This window comes from Neisseria chenwenguii (assembly GCF_002216145.1).
GTDB classification, from domain to species: Bacteria; Pseudomonadota; Gammaproteobacteria; order Burkholderiales; family Neisseriaceae; genus Neisseria; species Neisseria chenwenguii.
The window spans coordinates 975,958-1,001,557 of the sequence record NZ_CP022278.1; the positions used below are offsets into that span (position 1 = coordinate 975,958).

A 25,600-nucleotide genomic window follows, 5' to 3' on the forward strand; every position below is an offset into this window, starting at 1 on the left:
AACATGAAAGAAAAAATTAAAATTTGTCCAAGATGTGAACAAGGTTATTTATTCTTGGCTAAGCCTAAATATTTTTCTGAAGAAATTATACTTTGTGATGAATGTGATGCAGTTTGGCTTAAGAAAATGCCAATATTTTATGGTGAATACGATAAAGACTTCTATACATATGTCTCTTTTATGGAATCTCAAGGTGTAACAGGCGAGAGTATTTGGGAAGGAGACCTATTTGATTGCCCGTATTATGAGGATGAAAATTCAAATGTTAGAGTGTAAATCAGGAAAGATTCCATAGGGTAATAAAACCAGCGATTTTAAAACTCGCCGATAAGAATGAATATACAAAAAAGGTTGGTACTAATCCAGATATTAGCGAGCGTAGGTTGGGTCATGACCCAACATTACCTAGAAGTACAAGGTTTTGTTGGGTTTTCAACCCAACCTACGATGCTGATTAACACCGCAGCCGCGGCAGGGGTCAACACCGCCATTAACGGCGGCAGCCTGAAAAACAACTTGGACAGCGCGACCTTAGCAAGCGTAGGGTGACGCAATCTAATGCTGTATTAAAAATATGCCGTCTGAACAATCCTGATTTTCAGACGGCATGATTAAATTCTTTACGCGTGTGCATAAATGTACACCCTACTCTTGCTAAAACGGCCAGCAAACAGCTTTTAGAAACTATCCGACAAGGCAAGGACACCACCGGCAAAGCTACCGAAGTATTGTTTAATTCATTGGCTCAGCAGAAAGGCTTTAAGGTATTATCGGGTGGCCGCTACGGCAGCAATAACGGTTTTGACCATGTATGGCAGGCTGCCGACGGCAGTGTTGTTTTGATGTGAAAAGTAAGCAGATTAGGAGCAGTACGGTTCAGCTGAATCCGAACGGTGCGGGCGGATATACGCAGATGAGTAGAGAGTGGATTCAACAAGTTGTAAATAGCTTACCTGATGGTAGTCCTGCTAAAGCTGCTATCTTAAGAGCAGATCAGAATGGCAAATTAAAAACCGCAATAGCAGGCGTTGATCGTCAAACAGGTAAAGCAGTTATTCTTCCTGTTGAAGTTCCTTCTAAAACTAATATAAGGAGATAACAATGGGATTCAATATGATGGCTACAAAAAAATGGTATGAGCATATTACTAATGTAATCATAGGTAACACTACTAATTTTAATAACGGTTGCCCCGATTCTATAGATTATATAGATGAAAAAAAAGGCATTCCGTTTGCCGCGATGAAATATATTTTAATGTACACTGATGCTGCAGCATCTCATTCCTATCTATTTGAGCATGATCTTAAGAAATTCAAACAATATGCTTATGTTTCAGGGAAGCTGGGTATTTTGCGGAGTGTAGATTCTAAATACCCTGAACCCTTCTTCTTTCCATGCGATATGCTCAATATACAGAATCCAATGTTCCTGATGCTGATGAGCGATAGTCCGCAGATTCGCGAATTTTTGATACGTAATATCGACCATATTGCCAACGACACCGAGGATTTTGTTGACCGCTACGACCTTAACCGTCATATGATTTACAACACGCTGCTGATGGTGGAAGGTACGCAGCTCGAGCGGCTTAAGCAACGCAGCTTAAAGGTGCTCGAATATCCCGCGCCGAACAAGTGGCTGCAAAAGCGGCTGTATGACTACCGTTTCTTTCTGGCTTTTGCAGAGCAGGATCCGGAAGCGATGAAAGCTGCTTTGAATCCGCTGTTTGATAAGAAAACGGCGCGTATGGCCGCCAAAGAAACATTGAGCTATTTTGATTTCTACCTCCAGCCACAAATCGTTACCTATGCCAAAATCGCCTCCATGCACGGTTTTGATTTGGGCATAGACCACGAAATCGCGCCTAGGGAACTGATCATTTACGATCCGCTGCCGGCTGATGAATACCAAGACATCTTCGACTTTATGAAACAGTATGTCTTGTCTTACCCGTATGAATATCTTCAGGACTGGGTGGATTACTATACGTTCAAAACCGATGAGCTGGTATTCGGTAAAGCAGCGCGCGGATAAAGTATGCTTGTCTAGAAAATTTCAGACAGGTACGCAGGGGGGAAGCAATCGTTACCCGTAATTTCTACTTAAAAATCTGAATTGAAATCATAAGGCCGTCTGAAAATCGAAATCCTTCAGACGGCCTTTTTGGGACGAGCAAACATAAAGCAAGACAAGTACAACAAAAAATGCAGTTATGCCATTTTTTCGGCTCTAAAATTTACCCAAATATATCTAGTATTTCTGACGGGAAAGTTATCAATGGATATTTCTCATCTTGACATGGAACTTTTATTTTTATATTTACTCAAACAATTGCATTCTGCCGTTAACCATAATGCAATCTATGCCCAAAACGCAAGATATGGCTTTTTTTAATCTGGCCTTACTTTTAAAAGGCTCATTACATTCCACATTAAAATCGGTATGCCAAAGCCTAGAACACACTTATGGCTGCCGAGCGTTCTATTTTAATGCAATGTAATAAATTTTAAATCTACCTAGGTTTTGATAAATCTTGAAGTCCTGTCATGATTTAATCATCTCTCTTTAGTGCTTACGCAAAATTATCAGATTTGACTGATTCTTTTATTATATAACTAGCAATGTATTCATTACATTTTATTAAGGAAGGCTATCTGCATAAAACAGATAGCCTTTTATGCTACTCCCTTTTGTCTATCTCACGAAATGGCAGAAATTCAATTTATGCCAAATGTCTGATACAAAACAAGCCTCGGAAAGACACTCTTTGGTCACTCAGTAAGAGTAGGATGGGCACTTGCTGCCCCGCAATTTACTATGACTTTCTATATTTATCAAATGTAAATGCCATCTGAACAACCCTAATTTTCAGATGCTACAGTGTCTGTTCTTGAAAGGAATTGATGATTAAAAGTCCAGCATTGGAAAATAGGGAGATATCGTGTATGACAATAGAGAAATCATGTAGATGGGTAATACTGCGATGCAGCCATTAACAGCAACTATCTACCCGTACTTTTACACAGACTTCGGCATACGCCGAAATCCAAAATACGCCCTACAAATAAAGATAGAGCCAACTGCTCTAATAATTCAAACAGCAGTTATTTTTCCGGATGTCGAGTAGGATAATAATACCGATGCGCAGTTCTGCTACAGTTACTGCCGATAGATACAGCGTTTCAAAGGATTTCCGTCCAACCATACTGTTACGAGATTCTGTGGCAGTGGGTGCAGCGGTTTGGAAATCACATTGGTATCAAGTAGAAACATCAAAGCTAAACCTTCTGCTCTATTTTTCTTTTAACATCGAAGTGAATTCCGCCGATTTCACAATTTATATTAAACAGGAAAGAACCGCAATAGACGCGGCACAGCGGTTGTACTGCCTAGCCCAAAATCAGCTGATTTTCCGTTTCGGTACTACAACTGCATCTTGTGTTTTGATGGAGTAAAGAGTTTCACCCGACAGTTTTTTTAAGTAATAGATGGCATAGGATACTCCTTTTTCGGTGTCTGTTGTGTAATGCTGCCAGTTTTAAAATAAAAGCAAAACCGACTGTCTGAAAATTTCAAGGAACCACAAACAAAAAATCTCACAGCACATGAATTAGTTCCACTGCAAGGCTTTTGGGGTAATAAATATCTAGCTTTCTTAGAAAATCTTTATATACAATTAGCATTCATTCTTATAGCCACTAGAGCACTGTCAGTTCCTTACTTTTAATTCTGGGCATATTGAAAGAACATTATTTTTGAGAATGAACACCCATGTTCAGATTCCTATAGTTTCTATATCGATATCGGGCTGCCCCTGTCTGGCATAGTAGGATGAAAATCTTGAAATTATATCCTTTAAAAAAGGAGCTGAAATTTGTATTGCTGGGGTATCAAATGAAGTGTTAATTTCTTCTTCAGTATGCGTAGAAACTCTCCGAAAATTAATTACTCCGCCAGAGTAAAATTCAGTTTTCGGTAACCAATGGTAATAAAGTGACTTATTATTTTTATAAGTTTTTTCCAGTTCTTTTTTATTCTTGTTAGAAAGAGTGTCCCAAGTAAAATCTGGATAAATCTCTTTTAAAGATTGTATCTCAACTAAAAGCGCACGATCAGTATTACAACGACCAGTATCTCGTTCTGCCAAATCACAAGCTGGATTCATTACAATGAAATATCTTTCATGGCTCTTTTGTTTAAGAATACTGCCTGTATTAATTCGGTTATTTATCGGAGGGGATATGTACATTTCTTCAGGATAGCAAAGATTAATATCATTATCTAAATGTTGAAGTAGATGATTCAAGGTATATCTTAGCAAGGCTTTTTCTGTCCTAGTATCATCAGATTCTGCATATTTAATCCAACTTCTCTTACCAGAAGGACTATTCGTCAGAGCCGGCAGGAGATTTTTTATGAATATGGTTGTAAGCTTCTGCTCAATTAAGCCTTTTCCTCCAAGGATTCTAGTCAGTCCAGTACGATAAATACTCTGGAATTGATCTATTATCTCACGATATTGGATATCCCCTTTTTTACATATATCAATCAATGGAAATTCATTTTGTTCGGCAACATCTGGGGTTCCTGTCATAATCACAACAGGGATACGATTAAGACTTTCCTTAATTTGTTGTATAACCTGATTTCCTTCATCTGGTTCTGAACTGGTAAGTTTCATATCAATAATCACACCATCAAAGTCTGATTCATTCAATCTTTTCTCAGCTTCGGTAACATTTCCACAAACTTCTAGGTCAACTCTAAATGTGGAATTATCTTCATTAAAATCGGCTACCGCACTTTGGCAGAGTTGTTGATCCGCCTCATTATCTTCAACTAAAAGCAATTTCATATTATTCATTAGTTATATCCTTCATCTGTAATCTGAAATAAGCTCCTGTACTAGACTGCAATGCAGCAAGTTTCAGACCGTTTCGCTCTGCAGCCTCCCCAGCAATAGCTAATCCAATACCAGTTCCTGATGGTTTTGTACTGAATTGCGGTTCAAAAATTACACCATCTTCAATCAGAACTGAGTCAATTCCAGGACCGGTATCACGAAAATCAACGTAGATCAGATTGTTATTTTCTGATTCTATATTCACTAGGATTCTTCTATCCTCTATTGAGGATCTTTCTTTCAGCCAGAATATACTGTTGTCAATCAGATTAGCAAAAATAGCCTGGATATCCTGCTGCCAGGTTAAAAAAGTCAAATCATCATTACCATTTATCTCAACCTGAATTTTGTTATCCTCCATATCTTGGCGGAATACATCAAAACATCCCTGAATTTCCTGTTTGATTCTTAATTCTTTAGGAGAGGTGCTTCTACCTGATGCTAAAGGATCCAATCGTTTAAACAGTTCAGAAAATGCTGCAGCATTTGATTCAACACCTTTGGCAATAGCAGCTATTTCATCGATATTCTTTTTATCCCCAGTTTCCAACAATTTTTTCTGAAATCTGCTGATACGTGGTACCTCATTACGGAAGTAGTTTAGTGGTCTTCGGCCTTCATGCATGACAACTGTAATGATTTTCCCCAATGTAGCCTGCCCCTGATAAGTGGCTACTGCACGACTAATTTCTTCAGCACTTTTTTCCTTACTCGTTTCCTCATTAGTAATTAATGTAATGACTTCATCCGCCGCCTGCTCTTTCATGCCCTGACTAATTAGCTTTTTTCGTATTTGTTTTTTCAGCCCATCCAAGGAAAAAAGCTTCTCCAGTTCTTTTTCCACTTTAAGCGAGGATTTACTCAGACCAACCTTTCTTCTGTAACTGAACCTGCGCTCTTCAAGCTTACCAATCACTTCTTTTGTAATTTCTTTTAGCCGTTCATAAGACAAATTTTCCTGTAAGCCATCTCGGGCACTTTTTTCAATCAGGTTAGATTGTTCTTCAGATTGAATAAGTACATAGCCGATAACTTGGTTACTACCAATCCGCATAGAAGGGTTTTGAATACGCTGTTCATTTAACTTAAGCCAGTCAAACTCTGCATCGCCCAGAGGACGAATCCTGAATCCATTACGATAAACACCTATGCCGTTGGATACATTGAGCAAATGAGCAGCCTGTCGTTTACCTACATAATTACCTGCTTCATCTCTTAAACCTCGTTGAATTAGCCTTTCTATTGATTCAGAATCTCGGTCATAAACCCGTATATCAAAAATCAAGTCACCACAAACGGTATCACGTCCAAGGTCTATGGTTATTTCCTCGTCAATAGTATTTTTTGCCTTTTGGAGAGAGTAAATGAATTTCCCCTTTCCGTCAGATGTAATTTTTCCTGTAATTTTATAATCAAACAGTTCAAAAATAGGATAAGATTCAATTAGTTCGTTAACGTCAGGAATATCGGAGAAACCAGATATAATCAATCGGATTTCAAAGTTTTTATATTCTTCATTAATAATACTTTCTGCAGGAGTTGGGGAAATTAATTTTTTTAATTCAAACCTAAGTTTGTCAAATTGCTTCTTATTCCATTCTTCATAATTTGACGAATTTCCCTTTATTGTTAATGTTGTCCCTGAGTGTTCTTCAGAATGCTGATTCTCTACCAGAATTTCAACATCATCTAGATATTCTGAATGCTCAAAACTACTCCATTCAACAAAAACAATTGTTTTTTCACCAGTCTTGTCTACTGTTTCTAGTAAAAGATTTTCTCCGAGAACGGAAGCTGCATAACGTCCTATCCCTTTTCTTCCCTGCATAATTCGTCCAGCCGGACTGATTTTACGCTCAAGCTTATCCTTAGTGGACGGAACCATCCACTTATTGATTACCGTCTCCCGAGACATACCGTGACCCTGATCTTCAATAGTGATCTCATATTGCTTAAGGTCATCTTCTGCAGTGAACTTTATTACTACACAAGGAGAATCAGCGTCATACGCATTTTTTACCAACTCCACAACTGCAGCATAATTATCCTGTATAAGATCTCGACCGATTGTCAATAAATGTCGTCCAGCTGGTCTTATTTTGTATACTCCATTACTACTCATATCCATTTCTCCTTAAGCTTCTCGGCAATTTTTCTGGCCAATAGCACAGGAACCGCATTACCTATCTGCCGAAAAGCTGCAGCACGGCTTGGCTTTTCGGTGGCTCCTTCAAAAAAATAATCATCCGGAAAAGTTTGTAGTCTGGCTGCTTCTCTTGGGGTAATTGATCGGTTTTGTTTTATGTCGGGATGAATATAATAATGACCATCCTTTGATAAATGAGCCAGTACAGTATGTGCAGCCGGTAAATCTGCAGCAACAACTTTAAACCTATCAACAAATGCAGTCCTGTTAGTATGGGTTTTTAAGTATTCGGGAAGCTCATCATATTCTAGTCGTTTTTTCTCTGTTATCCAAAGTTCAACAGCTTTTCTGTATATTTCCAGATCTCGCTTATTGTTAAAGCGGGCAGTATGCCACGTTACAGGAAAACGGTTATTTTTAATGCCTGAATCATAAAGCCATTTCCCTTTGTAATTTTTTATATTACACGCCCGAATGTTTCCTTCACCGGCTTGCAAAGGGGGAAGATCATCAAATATCTCACTGACAGTCACTTTCGGATTCCAGATATCTGGTTCAGGATAAAAATCTGACTTTGCAGTTCTGCAGCCAACTAGAATAATGCGTTTTCTGGCCTGCAACACCCCATAATTACTTGCATCAAGTATGCGATGCTCAGTTGCATATCCTGCTTCTTTAAATAGCCTACGCATTTCATCAAAATACAACCGACCGCTTTGGTCTTTTGCAGACAGCAAACCCGTTACATTTTCAAAGATAAAGAATTTGGGTTTATAACGCCTCAAAAATTCAACATAGAAGATGTAAAGATAGTTTCGTTTATCTCCAATCATTTTATTAGCATCACACGCTCTACCAACTAAGGAGTAAGCTTGGCATGGTGGCCCTCCAACAATCAAATCAAGAGTCTTATTTTTTAGTAAACCATCAATGGTAAGAAAAATATCCTCTAAAGATTCCTCAGATATTTCCCTATTGATTACCGATCTCATAATTTCATTAGGAACAGAAGCATAAAAGTTATTCCTATTTATTTTTCCTGTCAGATAATCTTCATAGATACTTTCCTGTTGATTGGATTTTAGCCAGTGATATGCTGAACGAGTGCGAAGAGTAAAACAAGCTGCTTTATCAGATTCTATATGAGCAATAGGCTCAAATCCAGCTTGAATAAAGCCTTCTGACAAACCTCCGGCTCCCGAAAACAAATCAAGAAAATATCGTTTTTTTAACATAAAACCACCTTATCTATCATTTCTTGCATAACATAAATCCGTTTTGTCTTCAGCTTTGAATAGGTAATAACCATTTCGAAACACAAAATTAGATAGGCAGCCTAATATTAGAGTAAGCAATCTAAAATGTATTTGTATATTGACCTACTTTATTGGCCACATTTTGATCCGATTATTGAGTTAGAAGATTATAGCAAATTAATAAATTCTCGAAAAAGTTAAACTAATCTACGGGCAGTAGCGTATTCGGGGATCGGGTTTGGTTTTGTATAAGATGATTCTTGGTATAGATACTAGCCGTCGGCCTATAATGCCAAACGGAATACAGCCACCAGATTGCCGAAACAATACCCGTACTGTTTGTTCAGACGGCCTGTCAGCGGTCGATGCCGTCGTCCCGCTGCGGACGGTAAACCGTTTCGGGTGCCGGTTGCGGTTTCGATACCGCCGCCGTCATAACGGGCGGCTGTACCGGTTTCGTGTTTTGCGGATCGCGGGCGGCGGCTTCCACCGCTTTTCCGTACCGCTCAAATTCGGACGGATGGGCGGCGTAGTAGTCGTAAGCCTGTTGCGCCTTGGTCTCGAACGGTTGCGATGCGGTTTCTTTCGCCAGTTTGCTTACCAGACGGGCTTCCGTTTTATGCCCCATTTTGTAGAGTTCTTTGGCGATTTGTCCGTATTCTTCCAAGACCGCGCCGCGCGAGTGCAGGACTTTTTGCAGATAAGGGTGTGTCGGCCGCTCTCCCTGTCCGACGGCGGCAACCAGTTCCTGCGCGTGCTTCAGGGCGGTGTTGCTCCATTTGCCGCGTTCGCATATCGCTTTCACGGTGCTTTTTTCGGGTTTCTGCACGATGCCCCTGTGTACGCGCTTGGTGGCGGCGCACTCCACGCCTTCTTCGCGCAGCTTTTCGGCAAAGCGAACCCGCCACTCGAACAGGTCGTTTTTGCGCGGGTTGAGCCGCTGTCCCGTTTCGTCCCGCATCAGCACGCACAGGTGGACGTGGGGGTGTTCGGGTTCGCCCGGTTTTTCCGATTCATGATGTAGCGCAAAAACGTATTGGTGGCCTTCAAACTGTTCTTCGGCAAATTTGCGGGCGGCGTTGAGGACGGCCTGCGGCGGCGTGCCTGCGGGCATCGACAGCACCACGTTTAGGGCTTCTTTGTGTTTGGATTCTTCGGTAATGCCCAGTTTCTTCCAGTCGTTGACCATTTGGTGCACGGCTTTTTTACCGTTCAGCTTTTCGCCGTCCTGCGTCTCGATTTGGATTTTGCCGTTGCGGGAAATGTAGTCGAGGTGGTTGCGTACCCCGCGCATTCCCTTCGAGCCGCCGCTGACGCGTTTCGGGATTTTGACCATCACTTCGGGATGTTTCTTGGCGGCAGCGGTCAGATTAGTGACACCGCTGCCGGGTTTTAACGGTTTGGACGGTCTGCCTTTGCCGAAATAGACGGCTCCTTGGTTTTTGGCTTTGACGGCACGGGTTTTGTAACCCAAAAACCAGTCGTCGGTTTTTCTGCTCATGGCGGTTTGCTCCTGCATTCAAACAAACAGGCCGTCTGAAATATTTTCAGACGGCCTGTCGGGTTAACGCCCCCGTTTGCGGTTGGCCCGCAATACGCGGCCGACTTTTTCGGTATGTGTATCAATCAGGTTTTTCAATTCGACGATGTGCTGTGAGGTTAACGATGCCGGTTCGCCGAAATTCATCTTCTTGACCATTTGGTTCAGGTTGCGGCCGATACGCAGAAGCTGGTAATTCGACGAATGCAGTTCTTCTGCTTCCTGTCCCAGCAGTACCGGGGTTTTATCTATGTATTCAAGCAGTATGGACAAGGCAACTGCATTCGGTGTCATATGCTGGGCTTCAGCGGTTTGGTTCAACCAAGCGGCAACCTTGGGCGGCAGTTTGAGTTCCATACGCGTTTTGGCCTGTTTGGACGAATACTTGGGTATGTCCGTATCGCCTACCTTGTCTTCCGCCGCCTTCAGCAGCAAATCTCTGGCGAAATTGGAAACATTTGCGCTGCCGTATTTCTTTTCGGACAGGGTGCGCAGGTTTTCCATTGCGTTTTTGGGCAGGCCATATACTTTCAAAGATTTTGTCATGCTGTTTGTTCCAAAATAAAACCCGGCAACATCTTGCCGGGGTTGGTCGGTATGGTTTCAGACGGCCTATTGTTCAGCGTTCGGCAAACAGTTCCTGCTGCTCAGGTGTTCTTTCCGGTTCGCCCTTTCCATTGATACGGCTGATTAGGTTTTCGTAAAAATTGACGCGTACCTGCAACTGCGTCTGTTCAGGCAGCCCCTTGGCCAACGCTTCCATGCCGCTTTCCATAAACCGGCCGAGTTTGCGGTCGGTATCGTTTCCTCCGGCCAACAACCGTTCATATTCCTGCTTGGCCGTTTGCAAGCGTTCGGACAGGCTCTTCGGCATATACAGGGTTGACAGTTCGGGATATTCGGCCAATACGTTTTCCGGGGGCAATCGGCTTTTGTCCGGCTCTTCCGCCCCGTTACCGGCGGCCAGATACAGACGGTTGTTTACCGTTCTGTGGTGTACGTCTTTCACGGCTCCTTCCGGTGTGGCCGCGTCGGAAAAAGCACGGTTCATGCCGTATTCCGCCGCTTCCGGCCGGCGCACTTCCCAACGCCGGGCGGTATCGGACGGCACAACCCGGGCGTATTCGGCAAACCGCTCCGACGTACACAGGTGCGGCGCGGGCAGCACTTCCAAGGCTACGGCCGCAGCCTCTGGCGAACGTTGCGCCGAGTCGATGATTTTTTCCGAATAATGCTTTTCAGACGGCCTTTGCGGTTCTTGCCGTTCTGCTTCAAGCTGTCGGCGCAGGTAGTTGTTTACATTGATGTCGTCGCAATACGGAATATGCGGCGACAGCACCGCCTGAGCCTCAGCCAGATCTCGTGCCATTGCTTCAAATGCGGTTTGGCGCGGATTTTTGTAACCGCTGCCGATGTAGTCTGAAGGTTTGATTTGCCCGTCACGCAATCTTTCGATATGGCGGGTAATGTCTGCCAACCGCTGCTGCGTCATCTCTGTGGTAATGCCGCTGCGTCTGCCGCTGTCTGTTTCCCGGCCGTATTCTGTCAAACCGGTATCGTCAATGCCGGCGGCGGCCAACCGCTCCCGCTGTTTTTCGATGGCCGCCGGCAGGCTTTCCACCGCCCTGAGCCAAGATGCTTTGAATGCCTTGAGGTCTTGCCCCTGCAAACCAAAGTCGGGCAAAGGCAGAAAACTGCCGTATCCGTTTGCTTTGAGGTTTTCAGACGGGCTGTCCGTATTGGCAGCCTGCTTGTCGGCCGGCGACTGCTGTAAAATTTCCATACGGCTGCCTGCGGGTTTGACAGGCTCAAGGCTGTTTTCCTGTCGGTGCAGCGCGCGGATTTTGCCGTAGGTTTCCTTGAACAGAAGCCGCTGTTCGGGTGGGATACCCTGTATATGGCTGTAACCGAATTCCTGTTTGTCTTCAAACCAAATGATGCGTGCCTTCTCCACGCCCTTCACAAAAAAGCGGTTCGGATACTTGCGCCATTGGCTGATTTCGCCCGATTCCAGCAGGGGCTTCAGGTATTCGGGAATCTTGGTGCCGGCCACCTTGTCGATTTTGTGCTGTTCTCGCTCAATAGCACGTTGCGTTTTTTCTATGCTTTCCTGCATAGACCGCAGGCCGTCGTTCTGCCGCTCCCAACGGTTCATGGTTGCCTGCCCGTTGCGTTTGTCGTTGAGCGGCTGGCCGTTGGCGGATTTCACATCATCGAAATGCGCTTGCAGGCGTTCGTCGAATGCAGCCTGCTTGTTGGCCAACGACCGCTGTAAAATTTCCATGCGGCGGCTGCCTGCGGGTTTGTCTTTGTCGTGTTCTTTTTCCATTGCTTACTCCCGGATAAAAAACAGCCCGAAGCACGGCGGCTTCGGGCATGGGCGGATTGTCGCAACCGTTCAAATTTCGGTGGAACTTTCCGGAGTCATGATGTTTCTTTCCCGATATTCCGGTCTCCGGCCTTATCCGCCGCGTCCCTGCCGGCATATCGGATCCGGCTTCCTTCCGTCAATACGTAACGGCTTCCGTACACACGGATTTTCAGACGGCCTTCCGTCATTTTTTTCAAAACGCCGCAATACATCAGATAGTCGATTTTGGACCGGCTGTTCAACGAATGCGTACACTTCAACACATGAATGCCTGCCCAGTGTTCAGGCCGGTTCGGATGCAGTCTTCTGCTGATACCCATTAATCTTCTCCTTTTATCGTGAAATTTCCGGTTCCTGCTCTTGACTGCGTTCGTGGCGGGGCTGCTGCTCGAGCGCCGGTTTCTGTCCTGCCGGTGTCTGTGTGTGTGAAGGAATCTGAATCGGATGCGGCAAATCCAGTTTGCCGCCCTTCATCATCTTGGCCGTATGCTCGTAGTAGTTACGCAGCGCGTCGGTGCGGGTATCGCCTTCCAAACCGCGCAGCGTGTCCGTCACGCCGCGTTCGTAAAACGCCAGTTTCTTCTGTTCGTTTTTACTGAGTTTCTGGGCCTTTTCGGTATAGACGGTTTTGGCCGATACAAAACGTGTATCCATAGCAGCAGCCTTCATGTTGTCGGTTTGATGCACGACTTCGGCAGGCACTTCTTCCTGTCCGAGGCTGTGAATCGGCACATCGTTGTCGGTATCGGCCCGCGGCGATGAGTTGACTTGGCTTTCAGACGGCATGGTGCTTTGCGCCTTCAAACGCTCGGCGGCGGCCAGCATTTCGCGGTCGGGTTCGGTATGGACGCGTTCTCCCTGCTCCTGTTCAGGTTTTGCCTGCGTCTTTTCCTGCTCAGGCTTGGCGGTCTCTGCCTGCCGCTCCTGCTCGCGCGTCAGTACCGGCTCGATGCCGTTTTTGGCATAACGTTCGCGCAAGGCTTCCACCTGCTGCAAATCGGCCTGTGTCGGCGTGTAACCACTGGTTTTAATGCCCTGTGCGGCCGCTTCGATAAACATCATCTGCCTGAATGCCTTGCTGCCCGAAATCTTGATGTTGTCCCAACCTTTGGCCTTGACCACTTCCAGCATATCTTTCACGGTTTGCGGATCTTGCAGCGAAGTTTTAAGTTGTCGGCCTTTGTCTTCAAACAGTACGGTTTTGCCGTCGGCGGCGGAATAAAACTTGCCGCCAATCGCGTGATAACGCGTTTTAAGGGTGTCGGGGATACGGTATTCCAAATCCAAAACCGCTTTTTTGGCCTGTTCAGACGGCATGGGTGCGGTTTGAACATCGGGCTTTGGGGTGTTTGTTGTTTTGGCGGTTTCGCCGGCCGCTTTTTGCTGCGGTTGGTTTTGCTCATGCTCTTCAGGACGGCCTGAACGTTCGGTTTCCTGTGTGCGGCCGTCAAATTCGATGCTGTTGGTCTCTGCCGCTGTTGCGGCTCGGGTTTCGGTTTTCATTTGCTGCTCCTGTTGTGAAGGAATATCGGATTCGGTGTTGCCTGCTGTTTGGGAAGGCTCGGGACTCGGCTCAGGCCGTCTGAAACGGTTTTCAAATGCCGCACGCACGGCTTCGATTCCGGCCAGATTGTGCAAATCGTTAAAATCGCTCGGCAGCGGCGGACGGCCTTTTTCGTCCACGCCTTTGCCTTTTTGGAACTGCTGAATCTGCGTCATGGTAAATTCGGGCTGTACCGCCACCGCGCGGCCGTTGAAGAATTCTGCGGCCTGCCGTGCCTTTTTGATACCGGTCTGCGACGCGTCGTTATCCACCGCAATCACCACCGGCACCTGTTCGGGCAGCGTTTGGGAAAGCCGCTCGGCTACCGTCACCATGTTACCGGCGTTAAAGGCGATGATGACCGGTCTGCCTGTTGCCTGATGAATGCTGGCGGCAGTCGCATAACCTTCGGCCAATACCACGCCGTTGTCCACGTCCTCCGATTTGCCGATAAAGGCATAGCCGCCTTCTACCTGGCCGCCTGACAAAAAGCGTTTGCCGCCGTCTTGGTTGATGGATTGCAGGTTGACGATTTCGCGCCCGTACAGCACCGGAATCACCAAATTAATGTCGCCTTGGTATTCGTTTAAACGCAGACCGGCAACAGTGGCCGCGTCGGTAATGCCTTTGGCCAACAAATACGGATGAGTTAAATCGGCCGGACGGCTGTTTTTCCAAACCGTCTGCGCCGTACCTTTCACTTTCTGCCACGTGCGCTGCCGTTCGGCCTCTGCCGCCTGCCGCCTTGCTTCCGATTCCGCTTTGCGCTGCGCCACTTCTTCGGCACTCGGCGGCGTGTATGGTTTATCGGGCTTCCAGCCGTTTTGCCGGGCCATTTTCCAAACGGTTTCAATGTGCCACATACCCGGCTTCAGGCTTTTCCATGTCGTTTTCGCATCTCGGGCGGAATAGCTGTCGCCGCGTTGTGACCACTCGTCCCACAGGTCGAAACCGTTTTCGCCCAATTCGTCTTTGACCGCCGCTCCGACGTGCCACCAGTCGTCGCGGTCGTGCGGGTCGATGTAGCTCAAGGCACTGCGGATGTTGTCGATGTCGCTCATGTTTTCCTCCAAAAGAAAAAGGCCGTCTGAAAAAATCATTTTCAGACGGCCTGTCGATAGGCTGAACCCCGATAATTCGGTCGATAAAAAACCTGCAAACTGTTTTGCAGGCTTCAGAATTATTCAGGATATTTTCTTCTTGTATGCAGGACACGGAGAATTTTAATTTTTCCTCCCTCCATCTCATAGGCAATAAAATAGTTGGGATGAAAAATCAGCTCGCGGGTATATTCAATCCGACCGCTCCTGCCTATATAGGGCATATGTACAAGGTTATTGGCACTTTCCTGAACAAGTTGTTCAAACTCAAATGCCGCTGCCGGATTTTCAGAAAAGATGAAATCAACGATTTCATCCACATCTGTCAAGGCGGATTTTGTCCAATCAAGAAGCAGCGGCATTTTTCAACTTCACTATGCGCTCAGTACGCTTAGCTGCAAAATGCACCCTTGCCTCTTCATGACTGACTGTCGGTGAAACTCGAGCCTCTTCTATCTTTTTCTTCAGCCATGCTTCATAGTCGTCAGCCTGCTGTTGAGTGTCGAATTCGGAAATCCGGTTATCCAATGTTGCAGTATTCATAATAATCTCTCAATTTGGGTATATGTATTCTCACGTCGCTGACGTAGGCGTTCCATCACCTCGTCATGGGTATGAAAGGTTTTGCATTTCAAACCTTCTTCAACCTTTTGGCGAAACCAAACATCATAATCATCGGCCTGTTGCTGAGTGTCGAATTCGGAAACCCGATAATCCAGTACAACATTGCTCATAATCATTCTCCAAATTATTAAATTATTGCTGTTTCCCACCGCCTGCGGTGGCTGATTTTCAACTGATGGTAACAAGTTTCTGCTTGTCAGGCAATCAAACCGTCAGGCGTCTGAAAAACAATCAGCCCCTTAAACCTAGGCGGCCGCCACGGTATCTGATGTGTCTTTCAGTATCTTGGCGATAAAGTCCAGACTGCCGCTGCCCCAGTTTTGCGCGATTACCGGCACCAGTTGGGCGACGTAATCCGGCGGGCTGCCCGGCGGGATGAGGACACTCAGCAGCGAACGGGCGATGTCTTCCGCATTGGACGCATCTGCCCAATGGAAGCTGTCTAACGCTTCCGGTGGTACAAATTCAGCTTTCGGTATCGCTGCACTTACCTTATTCACTGTACGAACATCCAAAGGCGGAATCACCGGCAGCGGCCGGTTGGCGCGTTTGCTGAAAACCGGGTCTTGGTAATACACGATTTTTTGCGCGTAAACCGGCCGGCTGTTGCCCAAACTGATGATGCAGTCGCTTTTGGGCATCATCTTGAGTTCGTCCGGATTCATCACCGCCCTGCGCTGGTCGCTGGTACTGGTGCTGCGGCTGCCGAGTTTGCCCGCCGAACGTGAAACCGATTTGGCTTTGTAGGTCTCGTAGCCTATCAGCTTGCTGTACTCCTCCGCGTCGGTCTGTTCGCGCGGCGGATAAACGATTTGGCAAGCGAAATTGGTGAAGAAGGTGCGCGTCGCGTCACGCCCGTACAAATCGGTAACTTGGGACGGCGTTTGGATAATCAGCAGCAGCCGCAAGCCGTAACCGGCGATGTAGGACACGCCGTGCTGAATCGCCGGTATTACGCCCAAAGCGGTAAATTCATCCATCAGCAGGCAGCATTGGTATTTCAGACTGTCGGGATTGTTGGACGGCAAACCCTGCTGCACGTTTACCGAAACCAATTGGCTGAAAAACAGGTTGGTCAGCCGTGAAAAAACCGCCGTTTCCGTTGGTACGATTCCGATATAAACCGTCATCCGCTTTTTGCGTACTTCATCGAGATAGAAATCGTCGCCGCTGGTGGCCGCTTCTACCACGGGGTCGATGAAGATACCCAAAGGGGCGGTCAGCGTGGCCAAAATATCGGCACCGGTCTTGGCGTTGCCGTTGGCAAAGCCCATCAGCAGGGTGCGGCAGTTTTGGCTCAAGCGTGTCTGCGGTTGTTGGTCACGCAGCATGACCTCGTCTTTAATCCATTCGGCCAACGTGTGGCCGTCTGAAGGTGTGGTGAGGCGGAACAGATTGGCCAACGTGGTTTTGTTTTCCTGAAGAGAAAGATCGCGCTCGTTTTCGGTTTCAATCATGTAAAGCAGCAAACCGGCAAACAGGTTTTGCGCCGATTCCTGAAAGAAAGTCGCGCTGCCGCTGTCTTTGACCGGTTTCGGATACATGATGGCGGCAATGTCTTTCACGTCTTTGTAGGTGTAAACCGGATTGCGGCGGATATAGGTGCAGGGATTCCAGCGGTGCGACACCAAAGGCGCATTGGGATTACGCTCATGCTCAGGCATACGGCCGGCCGGATTGAACAGAAACACTTCTTGACCGTGTTCTGCACGGTAGCCGCCGCTAATGAGGAAATTTTCCAGTTTCGGGTCGAAAACGACCATGCTGTCGCGGTAGTGCAGGCAGTTGGGAATCACAATGCCCACACCTTTGCCCGAACGGGTCGGTGCAGCCAGATACAGAAACTCGTTTCCTACCCAGCGCAGATAATCATTACCGTATTTACCGATCAGTAAATCCGGTTCTTCATCGCCCTGAAACTTCTTTTTCAAAAGGCCGTGTTTGGCGATTTCCGAACGTTTGGCAAACCGCGCAGAGCCGTGCAGTTCGCGCTTGGGCTTCATCAGCACCGCCGCACAAATGATGACTGCCGTCACAGCCGGAATCAGCAGCGCAATAAAGGCCGATACCTCAAAGGCCGTCTGAGCACCCGGCTTCAAACGGTCGTAATAGTGCCAGTAGCGGTACAGCATACCGACGGACGGCTCCGCTTTCAGGCTCAGCCATGTTGTCATGACGGTACTGCCCAAATACAGACCACCGGCCAAGCCGAACGGCACGAAGATACCCAGTGCGGCCAGCAGACCGAAAAACTTGTTTTTCATCTTTTACCCCATTAAAAAAGCCCGCACGGGGCGGGCATACGGTTACAGGTTTTTTTCAGACGGCCTTACAGATAATCCAAACCGGCTGCCGTTTCTCCCTGCTGCTTGGTATGGATAATCTGCATTTCCCCGGCGATGATTTCATACACCGTTTTCTCAACACCTTGATGGTCGTAGCGGCGCGACTGCATCTTACCGGCCACCCACAGACAGTCACCTTTTTTCATATAGCGGCAGACCGTTTCCGCCTGTTTGCCGTACAGCACGACGGTAAACCATTCGATACGCTCGCGCGGCTCGTTGGTGGCCTTGTCGCGCCATTTTTCGGTGTAGGCTAGGGATATGGTGGTTACCGGTGTTTGATTGGCCAAATAGCGCAATTCCGGGTCTTTGCCCAAATTGCCCATCACTTCGATACGGTTCAGGTATGGCATAATAAAATCCTTTCTTTTTGATTTGGAAACTGTGAAATGGCAAAGAATGACGACAAATTGAATGTTTCTGCGGCTGCTTTTTTACAGGCACTTCTGACTGAAAACAGGTTAATGCACCGGAAATTAGCCGAGTTAGAGAAAAAAAGTTGATGAGTTGGAGGGAAACAGCCTATGTGCAGCCATGCAGATAGAGCTTTCTACTTCTTTAATGTTGCAAACCATCAAATGTATTCAAGGCAACAGTGATGACATCGAAAAGATTATTTGGACATTGAAGTCATATATGCCGTCGCCGGAGGAACGCTGTAAATTTCCCGACAGTCAAGGTATGGACTTTTGGATAATGCTGGCAAATGAAGCAGCAACGGTTTTTCCTGATGATCCTTATTTCCAAGATTACCAACCGTCCGATTCAGAATTTTGAGCCAAAGCTTTTTCTAACGCAGATTTCATACCCGAAATATATTCCGGGCTGCTGCCCGGATGTGGCTGCTTGGCATCTTTCCTGTGCTTTCTGGCCACTTCCAAAAAGGTTTTGCTGCGCCGGAACGTCTGGAAATACGCTTCGGCAGCAGATGCCATCAGTTGCTTCTCTGTCGCGTTGTACTGCCGGTTTTCCAAAACACCCAAATGATTCAGATATTCCATCAAGCTCTCTGTTTTACCGGCAACAGAAGAAACTGCCGCTTTTCCTTCAGCATGGTTCATTGCACCACTCCTTTTTAAAGTTCGTAAAAAAGCGGCCGTTACAGACGGCCGCGCATGGCATAGAATTTTTCAACGGGGTCGTAATACAGCTCAGTCATGTAGGTTTTATCGAAAAAGGCCACAATGTCGATGGTGGACTTCACCGAATTGAGAATGTAGTCGTAATCCATTGTCTGGCCGGTAGCTGATTCTTTGGCCAACTGTGCAATGCGGTAATGCACGCTGCGTGCGTCGTTGGCATGTACCGAAGTCAAACCGCCCGGATGTCCGGTGTTGAGCAATGAGAGGTAATCCCACGCCTCATCACCGCGCAGCTCCGTCAGAAACACACGGTCAGGTTTCAGACGCATACAGGCGGCAATCAGTGTTTTGGCGGTGATGTGGCCTTTGTAGAACAAGTGGGCATGGTTCGAATGATTGGGCAAGTCCAGTTCGTGTGTGTCTTCGAGTGTGATAATCCGCGTTTCAGACGGCACCATATCGGCAATCGCTTTCGTGAATGTCGTTTTGCCCGAACCTGTTCCGCCCACCATGCAGATGTTCAGCTTGTGCTTCACGGCCAGCTCAAAAAACGCATTCATGTCGCGGTTGGCTTTGTGATGGAGCATTTCATATTGCCAATCGGCCAGCGGTACGTCGTGCGGTAACTTCATCTTATCGGCTGTGTCGCGGAAGCGGCTGCCGTCAATTTCGGTTCTATTCAGGCCGTCTGAAAAACTAGCATATGTTGCTACATCCTTAAATCCAGCAATACGGCCGCTGTCGATATAGTCATCTAAAGAAAAGCGTGTTTTGGAGGGTTTACGGAAGGCATACACGATGGTTTTGTCTTCACACGACGGTGGAATCATAATGTGGCCGCGCTCACCGTCGGGCAGCGTTACCGAATGAATCGGATTTTCCATATTGATGTGTTTACTGTTGTAGGTACACAGCGCAACGGATAACTGTTGCAGTACCGGCAGGCTGAGGCGTTCGTCTTCAATCCGCTGAAAACCGGCCGATGTTTCCAAAAATACTTCGTTTGCGCGGTTGATGATGACTTCGGTTACGCCTTCGGTATTCAGATAAACGTCTAAACCGGTTTTATGCAACAGGTTGCGGACGGTTGCGTCCGATTGGATATAACTCATGTTTTTTCCTGCAAAAAAGAAACGGCCTGCCCTTTCAGGCAGGCCATCTGAATCAGTATCCGTAGGGATTGACCAATTCGTAAACATTACTGAAATCGACATCGCGCGCCACCATGATGTTAATCAGCGAACCCTGATTAATCGTGCCGGTCGGCGGAATGTTGATGCTGTTTTTCAGGACTTCGGTTGCCATCTGCTGCGCCGAATCCACCGAATTTTCGTAAGTAACATTGTTATTGTTGCCGGAAGTTGTGCGATTGTTGAGACTGTCTGTGGCATCGCCAATCAGACTGATCATCATCGCACCGCCGAAACGCCGCCAAAAATGATAATTCACATACGCACCGTGGCCGCCTTCACCCAACGAACCTGCGCCCGGACTGCGTAAAGACACTTTCACTCCTGAAGGTGTTTCGACTTCGTTCCACAACACAAACACACGCGCCTGACCTTGCAGCAAAGCGGAAGTCTGTTCGCCGATAACCTTGCTGCCGCGTTCAATCAGCAGCGTTTGACCGTTGGCGGAATACACGTCTTTCGACACGATACAGCGGGTAAAGCCCGGTTGAGTGGTGACGATTTTGGTATCTAAACCGCAGCGGATATTGGTGCCCTTCGAAAGCAGATAGCTGCTATCGCCGCGCTGTTGTGCCTGAACGGAATCCGTTACGGTCGGATTCAGGCGTGAAGCAAAACCACTGCCTGAAGAACCACCTTCGCTGTCGTCTGAAGAGCTTGAACCGCTCATCGACATAACTTGGCCGTCTGAAGAACTTCCGCCGGACGAAGCCGTAGCCAAACCCGAATCGGCATTCACCAACACATCACCGCCCAATTTACGATCCCGGGCAGTTTTTTCGGGTGAAACGGTTTCGGCAGGTTGGGTATTATCGTAATCGGCCTGCACAACAGGCTGTTGTTCAACCGGCTGCTGGCTGACAACCGGTTGCGAAGCTGCTGCAACCGGTGCAGAAGCTACTACTTCCGGTGGTACTTCGGAAGCTGCCTGCGCGTCCATCATGGCCATTTCTTCTTTATCCCGGTTAAAATCTTTACTCTGCGTGACCTTAGGTTCGGAGGCTGCCTGTGTTTCAGCAGTCTGTGCTTCGTCTTCTCCGCCGGTCATACCGATTAAGCCCGACACCACTACCCCGACGGCAATCAGTCCAACACCGGCTAATGCCACTTTACGCATATTGCTGTTGGGTGAAGACGTATCGAAGTTGAGCGGCATACCCGGCTCTACTTTCTCGTTTTTGACCGTTTCAGCCAGCGTCTCCGGCTCGGTAAAATTGCCATCTGAAACCGTATTGCTGTCATCAACCGGGTCTGTTTTTTTGCGTTTGAATTTGTTGAAAATGTTCAGTTTCATTTGCTTTCCTTCTGTTTCGTGAGACGCACAAAATCACGCTTGCCCGCGCCGGTGCGATTAAACGAACCTTTTTCGTTATAGCCCCGGTTTTCCAAACCCAGCACCAATTTGCCCAAACGCAGCATATATTGCTTAGCCGTTTCGTGAACCACCACCGTATCACCGTCGACATGGCTATTCAGCAGGGCTTCCGTACCGTCTTCCATCACTTTGTAAATCAGCGGCAGCTCGCGGCCGTTATCAAAGCTGAAATAAGTAAAGCGGCCGTTGTCGTAGGCCGCTGTCGGTGCGAGGGCTTTGTCGCCTTTACCCCAATAATCATAATTGTGCTTGGCGTTCGGCCGCTGCCCGGCCTGTTTCAAACGCTCCAAAGCGCGTGCGTGTTTCTGCGCTTCGGCACGGGCTTTGTAGGCCGCTGTATCCGGATAGACGAAACGTAAAACATAAGTCGTTGCCTGCGCTTTTTTACCTTTCGGTGCTGAAGTGGACAAATCGAACACATAAGTCCGCTTTTTGTTAGTAGTAATAATCATATTGGTATCGGGCGAAGCAGCAGCTGGTTTGAAGATGATGTTGTTGCCCTTCACCGACAGCTTCCAAGCATCCGCATCCCCCATGCCCAAGGCGGTTGTATCATCACCGCTCAGGCGTTCACCTTCTTCAAGCTGCACCAAAACCGCATTGCCCACACGCGCACGGATATGCACGACATCGTTAGGACTGTACATTACCGTCTGAATGCGGCCGTCTTTCGCCGAGCCGGTCGGCACGACTGCCGCCGACGCACCTGCCGACAGCACCGCCGCCAATACCCATGCTGCTGATTTGCTGTTGAATTTCATCGATTACCCTTTCTCTTGTTTAAGGCGCGGTTTCCGGATCGACGCGGTAGCTCTTCACTTGGAAGCCCAGTGGATTGATACGGCGCGCTTCTTCACTCATCGGCTGGCTGACATACTCGTAGCCGACAGTGGCAATCATGTTCTGTACCGGAATCTCTTGGTTCAAATCACCCGTTACCGGAATCATGCGTTTTTCAAAGCGGATTTGCGCAGTTTTGCCGATAAAGGTGATGGCCTTCACTTTTGCTACAACCTTGTATTGATTTTTCAGGATTTTGTGCGGAGCCTGCGGATTGTCGTTGTAGATTTGAGCGTAAGCCGCCTGAACTTCAGGCGAACTCATCAACATGGTTGCATCGTAACTGTCCTGAATCGTTACCCAATCATAGCTTTCACGGTATTGGATATATTTGTTCAGGAAATGCTTGTCGATGACTTCACCGTAGCTCTGTTCTTGTGTTTTCATGACAGTCACAATTTCAGTCAAACCGGTATTGTTATCCACCTTGACCACATACGGCCGTGTTTCCTTCAGCGGTGTCAGTCCGGCTACCGCGCCCACGGACAAACCGGTAATCAACAGACATGCACCGCAGATACGCCATGCAATCTTGGCTGACTTGTGAACACGCACGATTTCCGCACTTTCAAATGCCTTGGCCGCATTGATGAATTCCGTGGCCATTTTATTGTTCACGGCTTGGCCTGCCGCTTTATTGTTGCCTGCTTGAGCCATTATTTAACTCCTTGAACCGTGACGTTAATCGGAAACGCCGAACCACGGGGCTTCGGCGGTTTTTTGCTCGAGCAGCCACACAGCACGGCTGCAGTAAGGGTAATAAGGAGAAATGTTTTCATGGGGATTTTCCTTTGCTGAAGACGTAAAAAAACACCTCACAGGGAGGTGTTTCTTACTGAAGGTTTTAGAATACATCAACACGATAAGTCGCTTTGGCCGTATTTGGCTTTTCTCCTTTGGAAGGATCAAGCGCATAGTTATCCGTTGTGTCGATTCTGATTTTTTCGTTAGCCGGAATGGTAAATTCTGTTTGGATATTACGGGAATGATAACCTTGAGGGTCGTAAACAGGAATAGAAACCATAATACGGATACGCTTTTTCGTTTTGTTATAAGCCTGCCCGGTAAACATGGCGGAGGTATCCCTACCAACCGTTACCAACGAAACCGTCAGATTCCGTACTTCATATTGTGCAGTAATTTTATCCGGTAAAGAAAATTTATCCGAGGAACTGCCGGATAATGCGCCCAAACCCGAATTGGCTTTGGCCAAAGTATCATTCACAGCCTGAAGGCCGTCTGAAAGTTGGGCGCAGGCAGATAAACCCAAACACAATAAAGCAACGGAAGAAATCCTACTTACTTTTTCATAACGCATATACAGTCCTTATTTGATTTATTTCTCAATACGAACAGACGAAGGGCGATCAATAAGCAGCTTTATGATTAAGGCCCAAAATGATAACCCTGCGCATAATCCCGCAATAGGTGCCAAGCTACTTTCCTGCGCATTGCCAAAAATTCCGGTCAATACAAGGGTTGCCATACTGAGCAGCAACATCCATAAAAGAAGTTTTGTTACAAAAGTCATGATAATTTCCTTTAAAACAACACTACTCAGATTTGACACTGTTTCGGCTCGATAGTTTCACACCTTTTGCCCATCGCGCCACAGAAGAAATGGTTCTGCTGAATCCGTTAACCGAAGCTCCCCCTGTCAAAGCCGATGCAATTGAAGGAATGCTCCAAGCAACCAAAATAAAAATCGCTGTAGATAGGAGAAAGAGTGGTATCAATCCCATTACCTGTGCAAGAGAAGTAATATCTCCGACAACTGCATTTTCCAAATGGTTCTTGAAGAAATCATTCTGTAAAGCACCCAAAATAACAAAAAATACCACCGTAATTGAGTAATTCAGAACTTGTCCTATCCAGTTCATCCCCCATTGCCGCGTTGCGGGAAACAGCATGGCTCCAATAAATAACGGCCCGATAACAATTACCATAGCCAACGACAATTTGGCAATCAGGTAATAAGCAAAGGTGATGAGAAAGAACAAATAGGCCAATACGACAGCAACTGAACCACCAGCATAGAGCATCAGTTTATCTGATGCTTGAAGCATATCAAGTTCAGCCGCATAGGCAAAAATATTCTCCATCATGAGCAAAATATTATTGCTCTGCGTATCTAATGCGCTGGCAGTATATTCTTGCGTACCCAATAAACCGCTCAGGTTTTCAGGCAGCATCCATAGCATCTTGGCCAGTTTCAGGTATTGGCTGGCATTAAATGCAAAAGCAATAATAACCAGCCAACCTGCCATGCGTTTGCCTAAATCTATCACTTTCTCATCAAGACCACGATTGTAGTAATCAAATATTACCAAAAGCATATAGATGCCAAAGCATGTCTGAAAAAACGGTGCAATACCGCTAATCAGATCACCTGACTTGGAAAACAAATCGCTGCCCATACCGTTTAAAAGGCTGTTGGCAATATCAGAAAATGCAGATGTTGTATGAGCCATAATTTAACCTTTATCAGACTGCACCCGAAGCTGGCGGGTGCAGGTTAACCAAGCAGTGATTAATTGCAGGCAGAATAGTTACCGTCACGGATATGTCGTGCCATACACGCTTCACGAGAAGCATAACGGCGTTGTTCCACTTCTTTCTGCCTTGCATACAGGCGGTCTAACATATCCAGCTTGGTCTGATTATTGGCAATCTTCGCCTGTTCCACCGCAATACGGTTTTGCAAATCGGCCGCAGCCTTCATATCTTGGGTTTGGTTAATCTGATTCATCATGACGGTCAGACTGTCCAATTGAGTTTTTGTCGATTTGAAAACTTCTTCCATATCCTGCAAGTTTTTTACAGCCATACGGTCAGCCGCCTTTGAATCATAACCCTTACTGTTAATCACCGACTTATAGTCAATGTCTTTCGCTCCCTGATAAATCACACTCCATTCAGACGGTACTTGGTCTTTCACCGCATCTTTCAGAATGTTGCCCAAATTACGCGAACCGGTCATGGATTTGAACTGTTTGACCTGCTGTTCGTATTGTTTTTTCATTTGGGTAAGTTGCTTGGCGTATTCGTCCATTTCTTTTACAAAATTAGCCGCATCTTGTGCAAGTTGCAGTGGGTTAGTGACAGGGATACCTGCCGAAACCGTCAGCGGCACAACTGCCATACCAGCGGAAAGCAGAATCATTGCCACCGTCTTCTTTAATTTGATTTGCATCATAAGCTCCTTACTAAAAAAACCGCTTCAAGCGGTGAAAGAAAAGGCCGTCTGAAACTCAGACGGCCTTGGTTGGATTGGAAGCACGA

25 protein-coding genes and 1 pseudogene are annotated in these 25,600 nt (G+C 46.7%); 4 read left to right on the plus strand and 22 right to left on the minus strand.

Annotation, left to right across the window (positions count from 1 at the left end; genetic code table 11):
• Positions 1-3 precede the first annotated feature (3 nt).
• From BG910_RS04810 to BG910_RS04825, 4 genes and pseudogenes are all read left to right on the plus strand, one after another.
• Entirely contained in the window at positions 4-276 is a 273-nt protein-coding gene (locus BG910_RS04810; RefSeq protein ID WP_089035862.1) for a hypothetical protein, read from the plus strand.
• Positions 277-390: 114 nt separating this feature from the next.
• The gene (locus tag BG910_RS04815) at positions 391-549 is read left to right on the plus strand and encodes a DUF637 domain-containing protein (RefSeq protein WP_157694028.1); all 159 of its coding nucleotides are present in this window, start codon (positions 391-393) and stop codon (positions 547-549) included.
• A gap of 119 nt (positions 550-668) precedes the next feature.
• Positions 669-1,099: pseudogene (locus BG910_RS13065) on the plus strand (hypothetical protein); the annotation flags it as partial.
• 2 nt (positions 1,100-1,101) lie between these two features.
• On the plus strand, positions 1,102-2,037 hold the full coding sequence (locus BG910_RS04825) for an immunity 49 family protein (RefSeq protein WP_089035864.1): 936 nt from the start codon (positions 1,102-1,104) through the stop codon (positions 2,035-2,037).
• A 1,741-nt stretch (positions 2,038-3,778) separates the two neighbouring features.
• Here BG910_RS04825 and BG910_RS04840 read toward each other — a convergent pair.
• From BG910_RS04840 to BG910_RS04945, 22 genes are all read right to left on the minus strand, one after another.
• Positions 3,779-4,867: a response regulator gene (locus BG910_RS04840; protein ID WP_198344827.1), complete on the minus strand. Its 1,089-nt coding sequence runs from the start codon at positions 4,865-4,867 to the stop codon at positions 3,779-3,781.
• Positions 4,860-7,028, minus strand: a complete 2,169-nt coding sequence (locus BG910_RS04845; RefSeq protein WP_089037143.1) for a sensor histidine kinase — start codon at positions 7,026-7,028, stop codon at positions 4,860-4,862. The genes BG910_RS04840 and BG910_RS04845 overlap by 8 nt, the downstream gene beginning before the upstream one ends.
• Complete coding sequence (locus BG910_RS04850) at positions 7,025-8,287, minus strand: DNA cytosine methyltransferase (protein WP_089035868.1); 1,263 nt, start codon at positions 8,285-8,287, stop codon at positions 7,025-7,027. The genes BG910_RS04845 and BG910_RS04850 overlap by 4 nt, the downstream gene beginning before the upstream one ends.
• Before the next feature lie 376 nt (positions 8,288-8,663).
• Positions 8,664-9,809 carry a relaxase/mobilization nuclease domain-containing protein gene (locus BG910_RS04855; protein ID WP_232462239.1) on the minus strand — a complete coding sequence of 382 codons (1,146 nt, stop codon included), beginning with the start codon at positions 9,807-9,809 and terminating at the stop codon, positions 8,664-8,666.
• 63 nt (positions 9,810-9,872) lie between these two features.
• Positions 9,873-10,394, minus strand: a complete 522-nt coding sequence (locus BG910_RS04860; protein WP_089035869.1) for a plasmid mobilization relaxosome protein MobC — start codon at positions 10,392-10,394, stop codon at positions 9,873-9,875.
• A 73-nt stretch (positions 10,395-10,467) separates the two neighbouring features.
• Positions 10,468-12,177 (minus strand): hypothetical protein, encoded by a 1,710-nt coding sequence (locus BG910_RS04865; protein WP_089035870.1) that lies wholly within the window; start codon positions 12,175-12,177, stop codon positions 10,468-10,470.
• Between the two features lie 375 nt (positions 12,178-12,552).
• Positions 12,553-14,823, minus strand: a complete 2,271-nt coding sequence (locus tag BG910_RS04875; RefSeq protein WP_089037144.1) for an LPD7 domain-containing protein — start codon at positions 14,821-14,823, stop codon at positions 12,553-12,555.
• A gap of 119 nt (positions 14,824-14,942) precedes the next feature.
• Positions 14,943-15,224 (minus strand): type II toxin-antitoxin system RelE/ParE family toxin, encoded by a 282-nt coding sequence (locus tag BG910_RS04880; RefSeq protein WP_089035872.1) that lies wholly within the window; start codon positions 15,222-15,224, stop codon positions 14,943-14,945.
• A complete protein-coding gene (locus BG910_RS04885) occupies positions 15,208-15,405 on the minus strand; it encodes a hypothetical protein (RefSeq protein ID WP_089035873.1) in 198 nt (65 codons plus the stop codon). The genes BG910_RS04880 and BG910_RS04885 overlap by 17 nt, the downstream gene beginning before the upstream one ends.
• On the minus strand, positions 15,402-15,671 hold the full coding sequence (relB, locus tag BG910_RS04890) for a type II toxin-antitoxin system RelB family antitoxin (RefSeq protein WP_157694029.1): 270 nt from the start codon (positions 15,669-15,671) through the stop codon (positions 15,402-15,404). The genes BG910_RS04885 and relB overlap by 4 nt, the downstream gene beginning before the upstream one ends.
• Positions 15,672-15,731: 60 nt before the next feature.
• Positions 15,732-17,750, minus strand: coding sequence for a type IV secretory system conjugative DNA transfer family protein (locus BG910_RS04895; protein WP_089035875.1), 2,019 nt, complete (start codon positions 17,748-17,750; stop codon positions 15,732-15,734).
• 65 nt (positions 17,751-17,815) lie between these two features.
• On the minus strand, positions 17,816-18,184 hold the full coding sequence (locus tag BG910_RS04900) for a single-stranded DNA-binding protein (RefSeq protein ID WP_089035876.1): 369 nt from the start codon (positions 18,182-18,184) through the stop codon (positions 17,816-17,818).
• A 396-nt stretch (positions 18,185-18,580) separates the two neighbouring features.
• On the minus strand, positions 18,581-18,892 hold the full coding sequence (locus tag BG910_RS04905) for a hypothetical protein (RefSeq protein WP_089035877.1): 312 nt from the start codon (positions 18,890-18,892) through the stop codon (positions 18,581-18,583).
• A 38-nt stretch (positions 18,893-18,930) separates the two neighbouring features.
• Positions 18,931-20,025 (minus strand): ATPase, T2SS/T4P/T4SS family, encoded by a 1,095-nt coding sequence (locus BG910_RS04910; RefSeq protein WP_089035878.1) that lies wholly within the window; start codon positions 20,023-20,025, stop codon positions 18,931-18,933.
• A gap of 52 nt (positions 20,026-20,077) precedes the next feature.
• A complete protein-coding gene (virB10, locus tag BG910_RS04915; RefSeq protein ID WP_089035879.1) occupies positions 20,078-21,397 on the minus strand; it encodes a type IV secretion system protein VirB10 in 1,320 nt (439 codons plus the stop codon).
• A complete protein-coding gene (gene virB9, locus BG910_RS04920; RefSeq protein WP_089035880.1) occupies positions 21,394-22,239 on the minus strand; it encodes a P-type conjugative transfer protein VirB9 in 846 nt (281 codons plus the stop codon). Before virB9 ends, virB10 begins: the two co-directional genes overlap by 4 nt.
• A 19-nt stretch (positions 22,240-22,258) precedes the next feature.
• Positions 22,259-22,975 carry a virB8 family protein gene (locus BG910_RS04925; RefSeq protein ID WP_089035881.1) on the minus strand — a complete coding sequence of 239 codons (717 nt, stop codon included), beginning with the start codon at positions 22,973-22,975 and terminating at the stop codon, positions 22,259-22,261.
• The gene (locus BG910_RS12970) at positions 22,975-23,097 is read right to left on the minus strand and encodes a hypothetical protein (protein ID WP_269766461.1); all 123 of its coding nucleotides are present in this window, start codon (positions 23,095-23,097) and stop codon (positions 22,975-22,977) included. Before BG910_RS12970 ends, BG910_RS04925 begins: the two co-directional genes overlap by 1 nt.
• Before the next feature lie 65 nt (positions 23,098-23,162).
• Positions 23,163-23,636: a hypothetical protein gene (locus tag BG910_RS12180; RefSeq protein ID WP_123805464.1), complete on the minus strand. Its 474-nt coding sequence runs from the start codon at positions 23,634-23,636 to the stop codon at positions 23,163-23,165.
• Positions 23,637-23,654: 18 nt separating this feature from the next.
• Entirely contained in the window at positions 23,655-23,849 is a 195-nt protein-coding gene (locus tag BG910_RS04935; protein ID WP_089035883.1) for a hypothetical protein, read from the minus strand.
• A 22-nt stretch (positions 23,850-23,871) separates the two neighbouring features.
• Entirely contained in the window at positions 23,872-24,789 is a 918-nt protein-coding gene (locus tag BG910_RS04940) for a type IV secretion system protein (RefSeq protein WP_089035884.1), read from the minus strand.
• A gap of 59 nt (positions 24,790-24,848) precedes the next feature.
• Complete coding sequence (locus BG910_RS04945; protein ID WP_089035885.1) at positions 24,849-25,514, minus strand: type IV secretion system protein; 666 nt, start codon at positions 25,512-25,514, stop codon at positions 24,849-24,851.
• Positions 25,515-25,600 lie beyond the last annotated feature (86 nt).